This is a genomic window from Streptosporangium sp. NBC_01639 (genome assembly GCF_045209755.1).
Classification (GTDB): Bacteria; Actinomycetota; Actinomycetes; order Streptosporangiales; family Streptosporangiaceae; genus Streptosporangium.
Genome location: NZ_CP109272.1, coordinates 6,735,956 through 6,755,357, shown reverse-complemented (window position 1 = coordinate 6,755,357; position 19,402 = coordinate 6,735,956). Strand labels below are relative to the sequence as shown.

Annotated in this window: 13 protein-coding genes; 6 read left to right on the top strand and 7 right to left on the bottom strand. The window is 70.8% G+C overall.

The features are described from left to right. The first annotated feature begins 6 nt into the window (after positions 1–6). The 3 genes from OHA77_RS30750 to OHA77_RS30740 all read left to right on the top strand — a co-directional run bounded on the left by OHA77_RS30750 (position 7) and on the right by OHA77_RS30740 (position 3,852). On the top strand, positions 7–1,164 hold the full coding sequence (locus OHA77_RS30750; RefSeq protein ID WP_406312872.1) for an LLM class flavin-dependent oxidoreductase: 1,158 nt from the start codon (positions 7–9) through the stop codon (positions 1,162–1,164). Then, a complete protein-coding gene (locus tag OHA77_RS30745) occupies positions 1,161–2,378 on the top strand; it encodes an acyl-CoA dehydrogenase family protein (protein WP_406312871.1) in 1,218 nt (405 codons plus the stop codon). The genes OHA77_RS30750 and OHA77_RS30745 overlap by 4 nt, the downstream gene beginning before the upstream one ends. A 262-nt stretch (positions 2,379–2,640) precedes the next feature. Beyond that, positions 2,641–3,852, top strand: coding sequence for a cytochrome P450 (locus OHA77_RS30740; RefSeq protein ID WP_406312870.1), 1,212 nt, complete (start codon positions 2,641–2,643; stop codon positions 3,850–3,852). A gap of 29 nt (positions 3,853–3,881) precedes the next feature. On the opposite strand, the gene OHA77_RS30735 is transcribed toward OHA77_RS30740, so the two are convergent. Genes OHA77_RS30735 through OHA77_RS30725 form a run of 3 tightly spaced genes read right to left on the bottom strand, consistent with a single transcriptional unit; the run spans position 3,882 to position 7,601 of the window. Further along, positions 3,882–4,976, bottom strand: a complete 1,095-nt coding sequence (locus OHA77_RS30735; RefSeq protein WP_406312869.1) for an ABC transporter permease — start codon at positions 4,974–4,976, stop codon at positions 3,882–3,884. Next, on the bottom strand, positions 4,969–6,567 hold the full coding sequence (locus OHA77_RS30730) for a sugar ABC transporter ATP-binding protein (RefSeq protein WP_406312868.1): 1,599 nt from the start codon (positions 6,565–6,567) through the stop codon (positions 4,969–4,971). Before OHA77_RS30730 ends, OHA77_RS30735 begins: the two co-directional genes overlap by 8 nt. Then, the gene (locus OHA77_RS30725) at positions 6,564–7,601 is read right to left on the bottom strand and encodes an ABC transporter substrate-binding protein (RefSeq protein WP_326824689.1); all 1,038 of its coding nucleotides are present in this window, start codon (positions 7,599–7,601) and stop codon (positions 6,564–6,566) included. The genes OHA77_RS30730 and OHA77_RS30725 overlap by 4 nt, the downstream gene beginning before the upstream one ends. 340 nt (positions 7,602–7,941) lie before the next feature. Here OHA77_RS30725 and nhaA point away from each other — a divergent pair, with 340 nt between their 5' ends. Continuing rightward, positions 7,942–9,834 carry a Na+/H+ antiporter NhaA gene (nhaA, locus tag OHA77_RS30720; RefSeq protein ID WP_406312866.1) on the top strand — a complete coding sequence of 631 codons (1,893 nt, stop codon included), beginning with the start codon at positions 7,942–7,944 and terminating at the stop codon, positions 9,832–9,834. Between the two features lie 96 nt (positions 9,835–9,930). On the opposite strand, the gene glpK (OHA77_RS30715) is transcribed toward nhaA, so the two are convergent. Next, positions 9,931–11,448 (bottom strand): glycerol kinase GlpK, encoded by a 1,518-nt coding sequence (glpK, locus tag OHA77_RS30715; RefSeq protein ID WP_406312864.1) that lies wholly within the window; start codon positions 11,446–11,448, stop codon positions 9,931–9,933. A gap of 45 nt (positions 11,449–11,493) precedes the next feature. Continuing rightward, positions 11,494–12,321, bottom strand: coding sequence for an MIP/aquaporin family protein (locus tag OHA77_RS30710; protein ID WP_406312862.1), 828 nt, complete (start codon positions 12,319–12,321; stop codon positions 11,494–11,496). A gap of 319 nt (positions 12,322–12,640) precedes the next feature. Between OHA77_RS30710 and OHA77_RS30705 the strand changes: the two genes are divergently transcribed. Both OHA77_RS30705 and glpK (OHA77_RS30700) read left to right on the top strand, forming a co-directional pair. Then, positions 12,641–13,408 carry an IclR family transcriptional regulator gene (locus OHA77_RS30705; RefSeq protein WP_406312861.1) on the top strand — a complete coding sequence of 256 codons (768 nt, stop codon included), beginning with the start codon at positions 12,641–12,643 and terminating at the stop codon, positions 13,406–13,408. A gap of 37 nt (positions 13,409–13,445) precedes the next feature. Further along, on the top strand, positions 13,446–14,963 hold the full coding sequence (gene glpK / locus OHA77_RS30700; protein ID WP_406312860.1) for a glycerol kinase GlpK: 1,518 nt from the start codon (positions 13,446–13,448) through the stop codon (positions 14,961–14,963). 143 nt (positions 14,964–15,106) lie between these two features. Here glpK (OHA77_RS30700) and OHA77_RS30695 read toward each other — a convergent pair whose 3' ends face one another. Both OHA77_RS30695 and OHA77_RS30690 read right to left on the bottom strand, forming a co-directional pair. Next, entirely contained in the window at positions 15,107–19,120 is a 4,014-nt protein-coding gene (locus OHA77_RS30695; protein ID WP_406312859.1) for a S8 family peptidase, read from the bottom strand. Between the two features lie 100 nt (positions 19,121–19,220). Next, complete coding sequence (locus tag OHA77_RS30690) at positions 19,221–19,346, bottom strand: hypothetical protein (RefSeq protein ID WP_406312858.1); 126 nt, start codon at positions 19,344–19,346, stop codon at positions 19,221–19,223. Positions 19,347–19,402 lie beyond the last annotated feature (56 nt).

Sequence of the window (19,402 nt, the reverse complement as noted above, 5' to 3'; positions counted from 1 at the left end):
ACACCGATGACTCTGACGTTCCACTGGTTCCTGCCCACCTACGGCGACAGCCGTGACATCGTCGGCGGCGGCCACGGGCTCCCCGCGGGATCGGCCGGCGGCGCCCGGCCCGCCACCCTGGCCTACCTGCGGCAGATCGTGCACGCCGCCGAGCAGCTCGGCTTCGTCGGGGCGCTGACCCCCACCGGCGCCTGGTGCGAGGACGCCTGGCTGACGACCGCGATGCTCGCCGAGACCACCGAGCGGCTGAAATTCCTGGTCGCCTTCCGGCCGGGCCTGATCACCCCGACGCTCGCCGCCCAGATGGCCGCCACCTTCCAGCGGCACTCCGAGGGGCGGCTGCTGCTCAACGTCGTCACCGGCGGGGAGAGCCACGAGCAGCGCGCATACGGCGACTTCCTGGACAAGGACGCGCGGTACGCGCGGGCCGACGAGTTCCTGCACATCGTGCGGGCGCTGTGGCGGGGCGAGACGGTCGACTTCACCGGCGAGCACCTGCGGGTCGAGGAGGCGCGGCTGAACCGGCTGCCCGACCCGGTGCCCGACATCTACTTCGGCGGTTCCTCCGCCGCGGCGGGACGGGTCGCCGCCCGCCACGTCGACACCTACCTCACCTGGGGCGAGCCGCCCACCGCGGTGGCCGAGAAGATCGCCTGGGTGAACGGGCTGGCCGCGGCCGAGGGCCGTACCCTCAGGCAGGGCATCCGGCTGCACGTGATCAGCAGGGACACCAGCGAGCAGGCGTGGGCGCAGGCGGGCCGGCTCCTCGACGGCATCGACTCCGCCACCCTCGAAAACGTGCAGGCCGGGCTTGCCCGCAGCGAGTCCGAGGGACAGAAGCGGATGCTCGCGCTGCACGGCGGCAGCCGCGACAAGCTGGAGATCTATCCCAACCTCTGGGCGGGCGTGGGCCTGGTCCGGGGTGGAGCGGGCACCGCGCTCGTGGGCAGCCACACCGAGGTCGCCGACCGCATCGAGGAGTACCACCGCCTCGGCATCACCGAGTTCGTCCTCTCCGGCCACCCGCACATCGAGGAGGCCTACTGGTTCGGCGAGGGCGTCCTGCCCATCCTGCGCAGCCGGGGACTCTGGCAGCACCCGCAGGCGTCGCAGGACGGCGGCGAGCCGGCCTCCGTCCCGTTCGCCCCGGCCGCCGCCCGATGAGCACGCCGAACGCGGGCGCTCCCAGCCCCGGTGCGACGGACGCGGGCACCGCCGGCCCGAATGTGACGGACCTTTACCGGCGTGCCGCCGAGATCCTGCCCGAGCTCGCCGACGGCGCCGCCGAACGCGAGCGCGAGCGGGTACTGCCGCACGCGCAGATCCGCAGGATCGCGGCCGCGGGGCTGTTCACCTTCAGGATCCCCCGCGAGTACGGCGGGGCGGGCTCGTCGGCGCAGGAGCTGTTCCGCTTCCTCATCGACCTGGCCACGGCCGACTCGAACATCGCGCAGGCGGTCCGCTCGTCCTTCGGACGGGTGGAGAGCCTGCTGGCGGGATCGGAGCACGAGCGGGAGAAGTGGTACCCGCGCTTCCTGGCCGGCGACGTCTTCGGCAACGCGGGCTGGGAGGTCGGCGGGGCCAACGGGGCCGTCCGTTCACGGATCACCCGGCACCGTGACCACTTCAGGGTCAACGGCAGCAAGTACTACAGCACGGGCGCGCTGTACGCCGACTGGATCGGCGCCGCCGCCCTCGACGACGACGGGGAGAAGGTGTTCTTCACGCTGCCCCGCGACCGGGAGGGGCTGCGGCTCGTCGACGACTTCGACGGCATCGGGCAGCGGCTGACCGCCAGCGGCACGACGGACCTCCACGACGTGACCGTCTATCCGGACGAGATCATCAAGCCTGACGGCCGGGCGGGACGCTCCCCCGTCACGCCCTTCCTGCAGCTGTATCTCGCCGCGGTCGAGGCGGGCATCGCCAGGAACGCGCTCGCCGACGCGGTGGCCTTCGCCCGGGAACGTGCCAGGCCCATCGTGCACAGCAGCGCGGAGCGCTCGGTGGACGATCCGTACGTCCAGCTCGCGGTGGGAGAGATCTCCGCGAGAGGTTACGCCGCCGAGGCCGCGGTGCTGCGCGCGGCGGCCGCGATCGACCGGGCCTGGGAGTCCGGGCTACGGCCCGACCTGCTGACGGAGGCGTCCGTGGAGGCCGCCCAGGCGCAGTTCTTCGCCGTGGAGTCCGCGCTGAAGGCGGCCGAGCTGCTTTTCGACGTCGGTGGCGGCTCGGCCGTCGCCCGTGGTCACAACCTCGACCGGCACTGGCGCAACGCGCGCACGGTCGCCAACCACAACCCGCGTCACTGGAAGGCGGGGGTGGTCGGCGCCTACCGGCTCAACGGCACCGAACCACCGGTGAACGGGCTGTTCTAGCTCCCCGGCGGCCGTCCGCCCAGGCCCGTGGCACCGCTGCGGTCCGCGGGGGCGTGGTCAGCGGCGGACGATCATCGTGCCGGTGTTCTCGCCCCGCGGCACCCGGGGAAGGCCTGCGGCGCGTTCTCCGGCCGTCTCCTTCCCGTCCGCGGGACGGAAGTTCAAGGGACGTATGGGGCCGTGGTGTCTTGCCGAATGCGCCCGCAGATGGCACGTTCGAAGGTGGCTCTGCCGATGAAGTCTTGGGGGTGCTTTCCCGGCCATGGACGACCACACCACCGGAATCAGCGACCACACCGACGATGACCTGCCGAAACTGCCGTTCGTGCGAGACAGTCCGCTCCGGGTGCCGGAGGCGTACCGCGCGCTGCGGGCCGCCCGGCCGGTGACCCGGGTCCGGACCCGGGTGGGCGACGTCGTCTGGCTGGTCTCCGGATACGAGGAGGCCAGGCAGGCCTTCGCCGATCAGCGTCTCGGCCGTTCGGCCCCCTTCCCGGAGCGGGCCGCCCGGATCTCCGACTCGGTCCTGATCGGCGGGCCGCGCGGCGACATCGCGACGGAGAAGGCCGATCACGACCGGATGCGCCGGATGCTCGTGCCGGCCTTCTCGGCCCGCCGGATGACCGCGATGGAACCCCACGTCCAGCAGCTCGTCGACGGTCTGCTGGACCAGATGGCGGAGCTGCCGCGCCCGGCGGACCTGCGGCAGGAGCTCTCCCTGCCGCTGCCGGTGCTGGTGATCTGCGAGCTGCTCGGCGTGCCGTACGACGACCGCGCGCACTTCAGGAAGCTGGCCGACGCGATCACCGACCTGAGCGACCCGGAGCGCGCCGGGACGGCGATGGACGGGCTGACCGACTACACCCGCGCCCTCCTGATCGGCAAGCGGGCGCAACCGGCCGAGGACGTGTTCTCCGACCTGGCCACCATGGACGCGCCCGACGAGGAGGTCGCCAGGCTCGCCGCCGGGCTGCTGTTCGCCGGGCACGAGACGACGGCCAACCAGATCGACTACGGCACGCTGCTGCTGCTCACCAACCCGGAGCAGCGCGACGCCCTGCGCGCCAACCCGTCGCTGGCGGGGACGGCGGTGGAGGAGATAGTGCGGATGTCCGCACCAGGCGATCACGGCCTGCCCCGGTACGCCCACGAGGACGTGACCATCGGCGGCGTGACGATCCGGCGCGGTGAGGCGGTGCTGATCTCCACCGCGGCGGCCAACCGCGACGAGCGGGCGTTCCCCGAGCCCGAGCGTTTCGACATCGGCCGCGCCCTCGGCGACCCGCATCTCGGGTTCGGCTACGCGGGCCGCTACTGCATCGGGGCGAGCCTGGCCCGGGTGGAGCTCCGGACCGTGTTCGGCACCCTGTTCCGCCGCTTCCCGGACCTGGCGCTCGCCGTGCCCGCCGAGGAGCTGGTGGAGCGTGAGGCCTCCCTCACCGGAGGCTTCACCCGCATCCCGATCACCTGGTAGCGGGACACCGGACGTCGGGCGGCCGCGGATCAGGCGTTCGTGGCCGCCCTCCTGGTGTTCAGCTGGTCGAACCCGACCGCGACGAGGATGAGCACACCGATGGCGATCTGGAGGTAGAAGGCGTTGATCGCCAGGAGGTTGCCGCCGTTGTTGAGGACTCCCATGATCAGTGCTCCGGTGGCGGCGCCGAGTGCGCTGCCCTTGGCGCCGAACAGGCTCGCGCCGCCGATGACGCAGGCGGCGATCGCGTTGAGCTCGAAACCGGTGCCGGCGGTGGGGATGCCCGCCCCCAGCCGGGAGGCGAGCAGCACCCCGCCGAGCCCCGCGAGCAGACCGGAGATCGCATAGACCGAGATCGTCACCAGGCGCACGGGCACACCCGCCAGGCGGGCCGACTCCGGGTTGGAGCCGACAGCGTAGATGTAGCGGCCGAAGACCGTGCGGGCGAGCACGAACCACATCGCGCCGGTGACCAGTGCCGCGATGAGCAGCAGGTTGGGGATGCCGAGGATCGTGCCGTTGGCGATGTCCTGGAACGCGGTCGGCAGGCCCTGCACGGTCTGGGCGTCGGTGGTGACCAGCACGATCCCACGGGCGATGCCGAGCATGCCCAGGGTCGCGATGAACGGTGGCAGCTTGGCCTGGGTCACCAGCAGGCCGTTGACGATCCCGAGCACGGTGCCGATCCCCACCCCGAGCAGCAGCGCGGGCCAGATGGGCATCCCGGCGACCAGGAACTGCGCGGTGGACGCGCCGGCCAGGCCGAGGACCGAACCGACCGACAGGTCGATCCCGGCGGTCAGGATGACCACGAGCTGGCCGACCGCGATGATTCCGAAGATCGCGACCTGCCGGGCCAGGTTGGCCAGGTTGTTGCCGGTGAGGAACTCGTCGCTGGCGAGCGTGAGCGCGCCGACCGCCACGAGCAGCACGACGAGGCCGCCGCTCTCCCGTCCCGCGATGTCCCCCAGTGTGACGACCCGGCGCGGGGCCTCGGCTCTCGCCTTCGGTTCGGGCTCCGGCTCCCTGGCTCTGGGCACCGCGTCCGGCCCCGGCCCCTCACCCGCCGCCCGGCTGGTGATCGTGGTTGTGGTGATCGGCTCACGCCAGATCAGCTTAGGCATCTCGGCTCACCTCTCCTGGGCCGTCCGCGGGCGCCGCGGTCTCCTGCGTCCCCTGCCGGGGAGGGGGCACCTGTTCTTCCAGCGCGGAGGGCTCGCCGCCCCGCCCGCCGCTCGCCAGCCGGAGCACGTCCTCCTCGGTGGCGGTTCCGGGGAGCTCGCCCGCGATCGCGCCGTCCCGCAGTACGAGGATGCGGTCGGCGAGTCCCAGCAGTTCGGGAAGGTAGGACGAGACCACGATGATGCCCAGTCCCTCTGCCGCCAGATCCCCGATCACGGCGTAGAGCTCGCCCTTGGCCCCGACGTCGATGCCCTTCGTCGGCTCGTCGAAGATCAGGACTTTCGGCTTGGTCAGCAGCCACCGGGCGAGCAGGACCTTCTGCTGGTTGCCGCCGGACAGCGTCGACACCGGCTGGTCGTAGGAACCGGCCCGCAGCCGCAGGCTGTCGAGCAGCCGGTCGGCCTCCTCGCCCTGCTCGCGGCCGGGCAGGAGACCGCGCCGGGAGCCGCTGCGAAGGCTGGCTATGGTGACGTTCTCCCTGATCGACAGCTCCGGCAGCAGCCCCAGCACCTTGCGGTCCTCGGTGAGCAGCCCCACCCCGGCGTTCATCATGACGCGCGGCCCGGACGGTTTCACCGGCCTGCCCTGGACCTCCAGCTCTCCGGCCACGATGGGGTCGGCGCCGAAGATGGACAGCAGCAGCTCGCTCCGCCCCGACCCGAGCAGACCGCCGATGCCGAGGATCTCCCCGGAACCGACGTCGAGATCGATGCTCGGCGAGTCCGCCGTCCGGCGCAGTCCCCGGACCCGCAGCGCGGGCGTTCCGGGGTGCCGGTGGGTCTGCGGATAGAGCGAGCTGATCTCCCGCCCGACCATCGCGGTGATCAGGCGGTCCTCGTCGTAGTCGCCGATCGGCCCGGCCTCGGACAGGCTCCCGTCCCGCAGCACGGTCACCCAGTCGCCGATCTCGAACATCTCCTCCAGCCGGTGGGTCACGTACAGCATCGCGATGCCGCGCCCGCGCAGCCGCAGGATGTGTTCGAGGAGCCGCGCCGACTCCGCCTCGGTGAGTGCCGTGGTGGGCTCGTCGAACACGATCGCCTTGACGGAGTCGGCGGTCAGCACCTTGGCGATCTCCACGAGCTGGCGGGTGGCCGCCGGGAGCCGTTCCACGATCGCGTCGGGGCGCAGGTCCGTCAGGCCGACCTCGTTCAGGGCCTCCCTGGCGCGGGCCCGCAGCCTGCTCCTGGCGATGATCCCGCTACGCGCGGGGAGGCGGCCCATGAACAGGTTCTCCGCGACCGACAGGTGCGGGAGCAGGCTGAGCTCCTGGTAGACGGCCTGGACCCCGGCCGCGCGCACCGATGCGGGGGTGGGCGCGGTGACCGGCCGGCCGTCGATCTCGTAGGAGCCGCCGTCCCGGCGCAGCGCGCCCGTCAGCACCCGGATCAGCGTCGACTTTCCCGCGCCGTTCTCCCCCGCCAGGCAGTTCACCTGGCCGGGGACCAGGCGGAGCGAGACGTCGGTGAGTGCCTGGACCGGGCCGAAGGCCTTGGAGACGTCACGCAGTTCGACGACGGGCCGGTCCATCATTCCGCCTTCATTGTCGGCGGGTTGAGCAGCAGCTTCACATCGGGGGCGGTCATGTTCTGCTTGTCCGCCACGACCGCGCCGGGGTCGATGTCACGCGGCGGGATCCGGTCGACCGTGGCCATTCCGGCCGCCAGGACGCCCTGGTAGCCGAAGAAGTACGGGTTCTGCACCACCAGCGCGTCGATGGTGCCGGCGGTGAGCGCGGCGTTCTCCTGCGGGTCGGAGTCGAACGCCACCACGGGGACGGTGGCGGTCGCCTTGTTGTCCTGGATCGCCCGGGCCGCGCCGACACCGGAGGTGTTGTTGTCGGCGAACACCCCGGCCAGTTCCCGGTTGGCGGTCAGCGCGTCGTTGACCTGCGACGCCGCGGTGTTGATGTCGTTGTTGTTGTAGCGCTGCAGTGCCACCTTGACCTGCGGGCAGTTGTTCGCGAGGCCCTGCTTGAAGCCTGAGTCCCGGTCGACCAGCGACTGGATGCCGGCCACGGATGACTCGATCATGACACTGCCGCTCGTCTTGTTCTGGGCCTTGAGCAGCTCGCACATGCGCTTGCCCGCCTGCGTCCCGGCCTTGACGTTGTCGGTGCCGATGAACCCCTCCGAGGGGGTGGTCACGCGGCTGTCCACGGTGATGACCTTCAGGCCCGCCTTGCGCGCCCGGTCGATCGCCGAGTTCAGGGCGCTGGAGGAGTTGGGCGCGATGACGAGGCCGTCGACGCCTCGGGAGATGGAGTTCTCCACCAACTGCACCTGCTGGTCGATGTTCGTCTCCGAGGTGGGACCGAAGGTGCTCACCTTGAGGCCGAAGTCCCCGCCGGCCTGCTTCGCTCCGGCGATCATCGTCTGCCAGAACGAGGAGTCGCTCGCCTTGATGATCACATCGATCTTCTTGCCGCTCACCGCTCCGGCCGCGCCGCCCCCCTTCGACTGGCTGGCCGAACTCGTCGCCCGGCCGCCCACCACTCCGAGCACCAGCGCCACCAGCGCGATGGCCGCGACGAGCGAGAGGGAGAAGACGATACGTGAGCGGGCCATGACGACCTCCTGAACACGGCTCAGGGGGGATCGCGGCAGACGCCTCGGGCGGCTGCCGCTGCGGATCTACAGATATTGACGGCCGCATGGAAGGTCGTTGAAGAACCTTTTCGTTCGGCAATGACGCATGACAGCCGGTTGTTTCCAGTAACGCCCCGGAAGTGTTTCGGCGGAAACCAGCAAAGGGGAAAGAAGTCATTACCTGGGCGCCTGCCTTCTCCCCACCGGGGCGGGGCTTCCCCGGCGGGACCGTCCGCCCGGTCCCGTCAGGGAAAAGGTTCTTCCTGACACGCGCGGCGCCGCCGAAACGGGAACGGTCCAGGAAGGGTTACCGTCAGGAATGGCAGAACCCGGGGAAGCCGGTGGGGCGTCCTGTGCACAGACCACCTCGGCACACCGTCTCAGGACGCCGCTGCGCGCGTTCCTGCGCACCGAGACCGGCAGTGCCGTCGCCCTGCTCGCCGCGACGCTGGCCGCTCTCGTCTGGGCGAACCTCGGCCCGTCGTACGACGCCGTCTGGGGGACTCCGCTGTCCGTCAGCACCGGCGGGTTCGGCATCTCCCTGAGCCTGCGCCAGTGGGTCAACAGCGGCCTGATGACGTTCTTCTTCTTCGTCGTCGGCCTGGAGGCGCGTCGCGAGTTCGACATGGGAGAGCTCCGGGACCGGCGGCGGCTCGTGCTGCCGCTCGCCGCGGGGCTCGGCGGGATGATCGTGCCCGTCGCGATCTATCTCACCATGAACGCGGGCACCCCAGCCGCGCACGGCTGGGGTGCGGCGATGTCGACGGACACGGCGTTCGCACTCGGCATGCTCGCACTGTTCGGGTCCCGCTTCCCGGCACGGCTACGGACCTACCTGCTCACGATCACCGTGGTCGACGACCTCGCCGCGCTCGGGGTCATCACGATCTTCTACAGCGAGCAGGTCAGGCTGGGGGCGCTGCTGGCCGGGGCCGGGATCTTCTGCCTGATCCTGCTCGTCCGCATGGCCGGTGTGCTCCGCGGGCTCCCCTACGCGCTGCTCGGAGCCGCGGCGTGGGTGGCACTCCTCGAATCCGGCGTCGAACCCATCGTCATCGGCCTTGCCATGGGACTGCTCACCTACGCGTCCCCGGCCGCACGCGATGACCTCGAACGCGCGACGGACCTCTTCCGGCTCTTCCGCGAGCAGCCGACACCGCAACTGGCCCGTTCGGCGAGCATGGGACTGGCCTCGACGATCTCACCGAACGAACGTCTGCAGCAGCTCTACCACCCGTGGGTGAGCTACCTGGCCGTACCGCTCTTCGCGCTCTCGAACGCGGGGATAACGATCAGCGGCGAGTTCCTGACGCGGGCCTTCACCTCACCCGTCACGCTGGGAATCCTGCTGGCCTATGTCGTGGGCAAGCCGATCGGGATCATCGGATCCTCCATGCTCGTCACAGGGCTGAGCCGTGGCCGCATCCGCCCGCCCGTCGGCTGGGCCGCCGTCACGGCCACCGGCACGATCGCCGGCATCGGCTTCACCGTGTCCCTGCTGATCGCCGCTCTCGCCTTCCGCGGCCCGCAACTGGAGGAGGCGAAACTCGGCATCCTCACGGCGGCGCTCTGCGCGCCCGTACTCACCTGGATCGTCTACCGGGTGACCGCGCTGCTTCCCAAACGGCGCCGGATCCGGGCGCTGCTGGGCACCGCCGAGAGCATCGTCGACCTCGCCGCCCCCGTCGATCCGGACCGCGACCACCTGCGCGGCCCCGAGGAGGCGCCGGTGACCGTGGTCGAGTACGGGGACTTCGAGTGCCCCTACTGCGGCCAGGCGGAGTCGGTCGTCCGTGAGCTGCTCGCCGACCTCGGCGACGTCCGTTACGTGTGGCGGCACCTGCCGCTGAACGACGTCCACCCCCACGCCCAGCTCGCCGCCGAGGCGGCGGAGGCGGCGGCCGAGCAGGGGGCCTTCTGGGAGATGCACGACCTCCTGCTCGACCACCCGAACGCTCTACGGGTCCGCGATCTGATCGGCTACGCCGAGGAGCTCGGGCTCGACGTCGGACGGTTCCGCGACAGCCTCCGCGACGGCGCCGGAGCCTCCCGGATCGCCGAGGACGTCGACTCCGCCGACCTGAGCGGGGTGTCCGGGACCCCGACGTTCTTCGTCAACGGACGACGGCACCACGGCGCCTACGACGTCGCCACCCTCTCCTCGGCTGTCCGGGCCGCCCGGGCGCGCGCAGCCCTGAAGTCATGGTCATGACCTCGGAGGACCACGCTCCGGTCAGGCCGGGCCTGGCGTCTTCCGGTGCGGCCAGGCCGGTGCGGTCGCGGTCCGAACGGGGCCCGGCCTGGCCGGTCAGTCGACGTCGACCCAGTCGAGGGTGCGCTCGACGGCCTTCTTCCACCCGGCATACCCCTCGGCCCGCTGCTCGTCGGACCACTGCGGCTGCCAGCGCCGATCCTCGTTCCAGTTCTGCTTCAACTCCTCGGTCGACTTCCAGAACCCGACCGCCAACCCCGCCGCGTACGCCGCGCCCAGCGCCGTGGTCTCGGCCACCACCGGCTTCGACACCGCCACCCCCAGCACATCGGCCTGGATCTGCATGCACAGCTCGTTGGCGGTGACCCCGCCGTCGACCCGCAACACATCCAGCGCCACCCCCGAATCCCGCCGCATCGCCTCCACCACATCCCGGCTCTGATAACAGATCGCCTCCAGCGTGGCCCGCGCGATATGCGCGTTGGTGTTGAACCGCGACAGCCCGACGATCGCCCCCCGCGCGTCCGACCGCCAATACGGCGCGAACAACCCCGAAAAAGCCGGCACGAAGTACACCCCGCCGTTGTCGGCCACCTGCCGGGCCAGCGCCTCACTCTCGGCCGCCCCCGAGATGATCCCCAGCTGGTCACGCAGCCACTGCACCGCCGAACCGGTCACCGCGATCGACCCCTCCAGCGCGTACACCGGCCGATCCGCCCCGAACTGGTAGCAGACCGTGGTCAGCAGCCCGCTTTCCGAGCGCACCGGCTCATGACCGGTGTTCAGCAGCAGGAAGTTGCCCGTGCCGTAGGTGTTCTTGGCCTCCCCCACCTCGAAACACACCTGCCCCACGGTGGCCGCCTGCTGGTCACCGAGATCACCCGACAGCGGCACCTCCCCCCGCAACGGACCGTTGCTCCTGGTCAGGCCGTAGAAGCCGGGGTTGGAGGAGGGTTGGATGTCGGGCAGCATCCGCCGGGGGATGCCGAAGAAGGACAGCAGCTCCTCATCCCAGTCCAGCGTCTCCAGGTCCATCAGCATCGTCCGGCTGGCGTTCGTCGGATCCGTGACGTGCACGCCACCGTCGATCCCGCCGGTGAGGTTCCACAGCAGCCACGTGTCGGTGTTGCCGAAGATCGCCTCCCCCGCCTCGGCCGCCTTCCGCACCCCGTCGACGTTCTCCAGGATCCACTGGATCTTGCCCGCCGAGAAGTAGGTGGCCGGCGGGAGCCCCGCCCGGCGGCGGATGACGTCGCCTTTGCCCTCCCGGTCGAGTGCGGAGGCGATGCGGTCGGTCCGGGTGTCCTGCCAGACGATGGCGTTGTAGTAGGGGCGCCCGGTGATCCGGTTCCAGACCACGGCCGTCTCGCGCTGGTTGGTGACACCGAGCGCGGCGAGGTCGGACGCCGACAGGTCCGCCCTGTTCAGCGTCGTCTCGATCACCGCGCGGGTGCGCTCCCAGATCTCCAGCGGGTTGTGCTCGACCCAGCCGGCCCGCGGCAGGATCTGCTCGTGTTCGAGCTGGTAGCGGGCGATCTCGTTGCCACCGTGATCGAAGATCATGAAACGGGTGCTCGTGGTTCCCTGGTCGACGGCTCCGACGAAGTCAGCCATGGGTGCTCTCCTTCAAGCGTGGGTCGGCTGCGGGGGCAGCGCCTGTCAGGCGTTCTCGTGATCGGCCGGTGACGGCACCCGGCCCGCTCCGGGGTCCTCTTCCGGGGGCAGGAAACGGGCCACCAGGACCTGGTAGAGGCCCGCCCCGAGCAGCCCGCCGATCACCGGTGCCACGATGGGTACCCAGAAATAGAGCTGGCCGTACTGATCCTGCCAGGCCGTTTCGTAACCGGTGAGGAACGACGCGAGCCGGGGCCCGAAGTCACGCGCCGGGTTGATCGCGTAGCCCGCGTCGGTGCCCCAGGCCATGCCGATCGCCACCACGATCAGGCCGACGATGAAAGGGGCGAGGTTGGCGGCGGGAGCGGAGTTGCGCGCGTCGGTGACGGCCAGGATGAGGAACAGCAGGATCGCGGTACCGATGATCTGGTCGCGGAACCCGCCCCAGGTGCCGACCGGCAGTTCTCCGTTGCCTGGCAGGGTGGAGAAGACGCCCTGGGTTTTGACGGTGAACCCGGGGTCGACTTTGGCGAGCACCTCGGAGTAGTTCCACCGCACGATGAGGGCCGCCACGAACGCGCCCGCGGTCTGCGCCAGGGAGTACGGCAGCACCTTGCGCCAGGAGAAGCCCTTGAAGGCCGCGAGGGCGATGGTGACCGCCGGGTTGAGATGCGCCCCGCTGATCCGGGCCGCCACGTAGACGCCCAGGGTGACACCCAGTCCCCACGCCCACGCGATGCTGTCGTGGTCGCCGAGTCCGCCGGCGACCACCTGGGCGACGACGCCCACGCCGAACAGAATCAGAATCATGGTCCCCGCGAACTCGGCGGCCAGCTCACCGAGCAGTCCTCTGGCTTTCAGTCGTTCCGCCACGTCTCCTCCTCACGGTGCCGTACTGCTTCACCAGCTCGCGCCGGGGCTCCATGGAGAGCCGGGTGCCGGCGGGTGGCCGTGCGGGAAACCGCCTGAGGAGGCGGTCCTCTCGGCTGTTCGGGACGTTAGGCGCGAAGCAGGAGCGGGTCAACGGCAGGCTGACGACAATGTCGAACACTGGTCAGGAATACCTGTCGGTAGTAAAATCGGCGGGCTCTGAGACAGCGCTCGAAACCCGGTGACGCCGGAAGAGCGAAGCCCGTCTCCCGAGAGGCGCCGACCTTGCCTGACGACCGCCGTCCCGTTCACCTCCGTCCTCATGCCCGGCTCCGTTCAGTCGATTGAGCGCGCGGCGGCCATCCTGCGGCTGCTCGCCCGGAGCCCTGGACAGCTGGGCATCGGGGAGATCGCCGGCTCCCTGGGCCTGGCCAGGAGCACCGCCCACGGCCTCGTGCGCACCCTCCAGCGCGTCGGTTTCGTGGAGCAGGACCGGGCGACGGCCAAATACCAGCTGGGCGCGGCGCTGCTCCACCTCGGCACCAGCTACCTCGACGTCAACGAGCTGCGTTCACGCGCGATCAACTGGGCCGACGCCCTGGCCGCGCGGAGCGGTGAGGCGGTCAGGATCGGGACGGTCCTCGACGGCCAGGTCCTCGTGGTCCACCATGTCTTCCGGCCCGACGACACCCTTCAGACGCTCGACGTCGGATCGCTGCTGCCCATGCACGCCACCGCGCTCGGCAAGGTGCTGCTGGCCTACGACTCCGGGGCCGCCGCCGCGCTGCGGGACGGCGACCTGGAGGCCCGCACCCGCCGGACCATCACCACGCCCCGGGCTCTGGCCAGAGCTCTGGCCAGAGCCCGGGAGGTGGGCTGGGTGACCGAGGTCGAGGAGATGACCGTCGGGGAGGCCGGGGTCGCCGCGCCGATCCGCGGTTACGGCGGCCTGGTCGTGGGGGCCATGGGCGTCTCCGGCGCGGTCGAGCGGATCTGTGACGGCAGAGGGCAGCCGAATCCTGTTCTGGTGACCTATGTTCGAGATGCGGCCCGCGCCGTGTCCCGGGACCTCGGGGCGTCCCGGTACTGATCGTCCCGCAGCCGCCCACGTTCCGGATAAGGACGCCATGCCCACGCGCTACGTGATGGCCATCGACCAGGGCACGACGTCGACGCGGTGCATCCTCTTCGACCATCGGGGACATCTCGTCTCGGTGACCCAGCGAGAACACCGGCAGTACTTCCCCCGGCCGGGATGGGTCGAGCACGACGCCGTCGAGATCTGGCGCAACCTGGAGCGCATCGGGCCCCAGGCGCTCGCCCAGGCCGGGGCCGGTCCCGAGCAGGTGGCGGCCATCGGCATCGCCAACCAGCGGGAGACGACCGTCCTGTGGGACAGGCGGACCGGTGTCCCGGTGGGCCGGGCCGTCGTGTGGCAGGACACCCGGACCGACGCCCTGGTGGAGGAGCTCTCCCACCGGCCGGACGCGGAGACGGTGCCGGACCGCTGCGGCCTGCCGCTCGCCGCCTACTTCTCCGCGCCGCGCATCCGCTGGCTCCTCGACCACACCCCGGGGCTGCGGGAGCGCGCCGAACGCGGCGAGGTGCTCTTCGGCACGATGGAGAGCTGGCTCATCTGGAACCTGACCGGCGGCCCGGACGGCGGCGTCCACGTCACCGACGTCACCAATGCCAGCCGTACCCTGCTGATGGACCTGGCCACCCTGGAGTGGGACGAGGGGCTTCTCGCCTTCTTCGACGTCCCCCGCCGGATGCTGCCGCGGATCCGGCCGTCGGTGGAGACGTACGGCACCGCCCGGCGGATCTTCCCCGGGGTGCGCATCGCCGCCGCGCTCGGCGACCAGCAGGCGGCGCTGTTCGGGCAGAACTGCTTCGCCTCCGGTGAGGCCAAGTGCACCTACGGCACGGGCGGCTTCCTGCTGCTCAACACCGGGACCGTACCGGTCCGCTCGGCCCACGGCCTGCTGACCACCGTCGGCTACCGGATCGGCGAGGAACCGGCGGTGTACGCGCTGGAGGGGCCGATCGCCGTCACCGGCGCGCTCGTGCAGTGGTTCCGCGACGGGCTGGGCCTGATCAGCAGCGCCCCGGAGATCGAGACGCTGGCCCGGACCGTGCAGGACAACGGCGGCTGCTACATCGTTCCCGCGTTCGCCGGGCTCTTCGCACCGCACTGGCGCAGCGAGGCCCGCGGGGTCATCGTGGGGCTGACCTCCTACGTCACCAAGGGGCATCTGGCGCGGGCCGTGCTGGAGGCGACCGCGTGGCAGACCCGTGAGGTGGTCGACGCGATGAACGCCGACTCCGGGCTGGCGTTGAAGACGCTCAAGGTCGACGGCGGCATGACCGCCGACAACCTCCTCATGCAGATCGTCGCCAATGTGCTGGACGTGCCCGTCGAGCGTCCGATGGCGGTGGAGACCGTGTCCCTGGGCGCGGCCTACGCGGCGGGGCTCGCCGTCGGATACTGGCCGGACCTCGAGGTGCTCCGGCGCAACTGGCACCGGGCCGCGCAGTGGAGCCCGCGGATGGATCCCCGGCTCCGGGTCGAGGAGCACGACAACTGGCAGCGGGCCGTCGAACGCGCCCTGGGGTGGGTCAGACCGGTGTCCGGCCCCGGCTGACCGCCGCCCCGAACCGCCGAGGCCCGTGTCGCCGGGCATTGGGCGCCGTTCCGTGCCCGGCGGCCGGGGTCCGTCCGGTCACCTGACACCGCCGGGTGGGCGGGGAGTTCCCCGTCCACCCGGCGGCTTGCGGATGTCTTCGATCAGCGCAGGTTGAAGAGCCTGGTGCTGGTCTGCTTGAGGGTGTTGCCGTCGGCGTCCCAGGCTTCGACCTTCAGGCTGACCGCGCCCTTGGTCTCACGCAGGGACGGGTAGCGGGTGTTGGCGGTGTAGGTGCCGTCACGGTCGCGCTTGACCGAGACGGGGGTCCACCTGGCGCCGTCGTCGGTGCTCATCCACAGCTTGAGCCCGGCGATCTTCGGCATCTTCGCCGCGGACGGCGAGTGGTAGGCCTCGACGGTGAACTTGTGGGATCGGCCGGCGCGGACGGTGTTGTCCAGCGCCAGGGTGTCGCCCAGGTCGTAGCCGGCGAAGACGACCGGGGTGGGCCGGCACTGCTCGGTGACGCCCTCGATGATCCAGTACTTGCAGAACGATCCCGGCAGCGTGTGCTCCTTGGCCGGCGGAGCGCGGAACGTCCACTCGGTGTCGTGCTGGGCGTTCTTCGCGGTCAGCCGGTAGGTTCCGGAGCCCTTGGGCAGGGTGAACGCGGGGAGCTTGTCCAGGCCGGGCACCGTGACGCGCGGGATCTCCTTGCTGTCCCGATAGAGGTGGAGGTCGTAGTCCGGGGTGAGGAGCTGGCCGGTCTTCCAGAATCCGCTGCTGGTCGGATGGTTGTCGGTCGTGCCCGCCGGGACGAACTCGGCCCAGAGGGTGTCACCCTGCACACAGATCGCGCACACCAGGTCGATGCCCTGCGTGGTGAGGGGCGGCGCGTCCTTGTCGGCGAGCGCGTAGACCTTCTCCGACGCGGTCTGGGCGCCCGGCGTCAGGCCCGCGGTGAACCACTGCTGCCGGGTGCGGCCGGGCCGGTCGAACACCTCGACGCGGAACAGGGTGTCGTAGAAGGACGTCCGGTCGAGGTTGGACGAGGACATGCCGTGCGAGTGGATGACCGTGGGATCGACCGGCCCGATCCATTCGGTACGGCTGGTCGGTCCGGTGAAGCCCATCGCCCCGAAGTCCGAGGTGGACGTCATCGTGGCCAGGACGTCGTCCTGCTTGTAGACGGTGCGCCAGTTGTTGAACCTGGCCGGCTGGGAAGCGTGGACGTCCAGGTCGACTTGGGCGAGCTGCCTGTCGGTGAAGGTGTAGTGCATGGACTTCGGCATGCTGCCCTCGGCGTACGGCTTGAGGACGTAGGTGTAGGGCGTCTCCGGCGTGCCTGTCACCCGGACGGAGACCGGCTCGCTCGCGAGCAGCGCGCGCAGCTTCAGCCCCTCCTTGTTCGACAGGGAGACGTTCGGGATGCTGATGGGCTTGGGATCACCGGTGTTGATCTCCTGCTCGACACCGATCGGAAGGGTGCACAGGCCGCCCGTCGACGGGAAGATGGCCAGTCCGGCCGCACCCGCTTCGCGGATGGGGATGATCCGGCTGATCCAGGCCCAGCAGTTCACGGTGCCGTCCGGCGCGAACCCCGTCTCCATGAGGATCAGCTTGCCGCGCAGGTCCTTCCCGGCGATGTCCTCGGCCCGGCCCGCGCCGACGTCGACGAGCGGCAGGTTCCGCGTTCCGGTGAACGGCTTCCAGTCGGGCTGGTTGCCCTGGATGAGCCCGGTCCCGAAGTCGATGTGCTGGGGGGCGACCGGGTTCAGAGTGATCGGCTTGTGCCTGCCCGCGGTCATGGTGACCTGGGCCTGGCCGAGCGTCCATTGGCCGGCGAAGCGGAACTTGCCCTTGGTGACCGGCTTGGTGGGGATGGCCCACACCTTCGCCCACGCGCCGTGCTGCACGCCCGAGGACACGGTGCCGCCGTACGTCTGGCCGTTGGCGATGGTCCGCTGGGTGGTGACGACCCAGATGTTGTTGAGCGGCTCGGCCGGTTTCGGAGTGCTGAAGCGGACCTGGGAGGCCTGCCGGGCGTCGAGCGTGATCTCGGTGTCACCGGTGACGGTGACCTCCGGGTTGATCAGGAACACCTCGTTGGACCGGTCATCGGAGTCCACCCAGTTCAGCAACTGCATCACCGAGTGCGTGCCGACCGGAACCCGGGTGACCGTGGTCCCCTCCCGCGCCACGATGGTGCCGTCGAGGTATCCCTTCGCGCCGTCGACGTCGAGGGTCTGCTGGTACCACGGTGTGGCGGGCTTGCCGTCCCTGCCGATGGTGTGGACGGTGAGCTGGACGAGCGGAGCCTCGCGCACCATGCCCACCGGGGTGGTCAGCCGGACACCGTCGGCCTCGGCCGTCACGGAGCCGGAGTAGTCGCCGAACTCCAGGCCGGTCGTGTCGAGGGTGACGGTCGCCGAGGCGGTGCCGCCCGCGGGCACGGTGAGGGTCGGGCCGGTGCTCAGCCTGCCTTCCACCGCGGTCCCGCCGACGGTGCGCAGGGCCGGGGTGAGGGTGAGCGTGACCGGCTGGTCGGTGAGGTTGGTGTAGGCGAGCTCCCGCTGCAGGGTCTTGCCCTCCTCGGTCACCGAGGCGAAGTCGATCCCGGCGGTGGTGGCGAAGACCCGCTGGGTGTACGCCTTGGCGAGGTCCACCCGCCCGGCGCCCTGCTCGTACACGGTGAAGCCGTCGTCCTTGGCGGTGGATATCAGCGCGGACTTGAGCAGCGGCCCCTTCCAGTCGGGGTGCAGCTGGGCCATGATCGCCGCCGCGCCCGCGACGTGCGGTGTGGCCATCGAGGTGCCGGACGCCCCGGTGTAGTGGTCGTCGACGGGGGTGCCCATCACGGTGCCCGCCGCACGGGCGGCGGCGATGTCCACGCCGGGCGCGGCGATGTCGGGCTTGAGCCCCGAGTCGCCGAACCGCGGACCCCGGCTGGAGAATTCGGCCAGCCCGTCCTGCTTGTCGACCGCGGCGACGGTGAGCGCGGCGTCGGCCGTCCCGGGGCTGCCCACGGTCCTGGCAGCGGCGCCGGCGTTGCCGGCGGCGATGACGAACAGGACTCCGGTGGAGGCGCTCAGGTTGTCGACCGTCTGGCTGAGCGGGTCGGTGCCGTCGGTGGGCCCGTCGCCCAGGCTCATGCTGACGACCTTGGCGCCGCTGGCGGCGGCCCACTCCATGCCTTCGATGACCCCGGAGTCGGTGCCGGAACCGCTGTCGCTCAGCACCTTGCCGATGACCAGCTGCGCGCCCGGAGCGACACCCTTGTACTTGCCGCCGGACGCCGCTCCGGAACCGGCGATGGTGGAGGCCACGTGGGTGCCGTGGCCATGGCCGTCCTTGACTGACGCGTCGGGGACGAAGGACCTGGAGTCGGCGATCTTCCCTGCGAGGTCGGGGTGGGTGGCGTCGACGCCGGTGTCCAGCACCGCGACCTTCACCCCGGTGCCGTCGTGGCCCCCGGCCCAGGCCTGCGGCGCGCCGATCATCGCCACGCTCTTGTCCAGGACGGCCTTGACCTTGCCGTCCAGCCACACCTTGGCGATCCCGCCGCGCAAGGTGTCGGGCATCGCTCTCATGCCTTCGCCCGGGCCGGTGGGCACGGCGCGCACGGCGTTCCAGAACGCTCCGGACTCGGCCTTGGCGACGTTGAGGGCGGAGGCGTGGATGCTCTCCAGGTCGTGGGTGGGGACGCTCGCCGGGATCGCGTCGGCGGCGCTTCTGGCCGCGGCGAGGCCCTGCTTCTCCGGGTACTGGACGATGACCGGGACCTGCTTGGTCCGGTCGTCGGCGTAGCCGTTCTCCGCCAGATACTTGACGTTGAACAGCCGCATGTCCAGCCGCCCCGCCTGGATGGCGGGCATCGCGTCGGTCGGGAGGACGAAGACGCCCTCGGGAGTGGTCCGGGTGAGCAGCTTCGGCCGGTGGCCGTCCTGGCGGACGGCGGGTTCGGTCTGTACGTTGAAGCGGCTGGCCGCGGCCTGGGTGAGCGTGACCTTGTCGCCGGTGATCAGGGTGATGACGTGCGGGCCCGGGCCGATGCCCTGGAGGGCGACGGGAGCCGCCGGGGGCGGCTGCGCGGGCTCGGCCGCCAGTGCCGCCGACGTCGGCGGCAGCGCGGTCGCGGCCAGCGCGAGAAGCGAGGTCAGCAGGACGGCGCGCCTCACGCGGTCCTCCCAGTGGATAACGGCCGGAATCCGTTCTCGGACATGGCGGGGCACTGCCTTTCTGCGTGATCTCGATGAGGGGTGAGCGGGGAGAGCCGGATCACAGAGGCTCGAACCCCTCGGGGAGCCGGGGTACCACGGTGACCGGTTGGGTCACCTCCTCGGGCTGCGCCTCGTGGCCGGGGCCCTCATCCGATGTGGGTTCGGGCGCATCCTGGTCAGACATGAGGCAAGCATCGCCGCCACCCCCTCCGGGGGGTATGGGGTGACAGATGGGGTAAA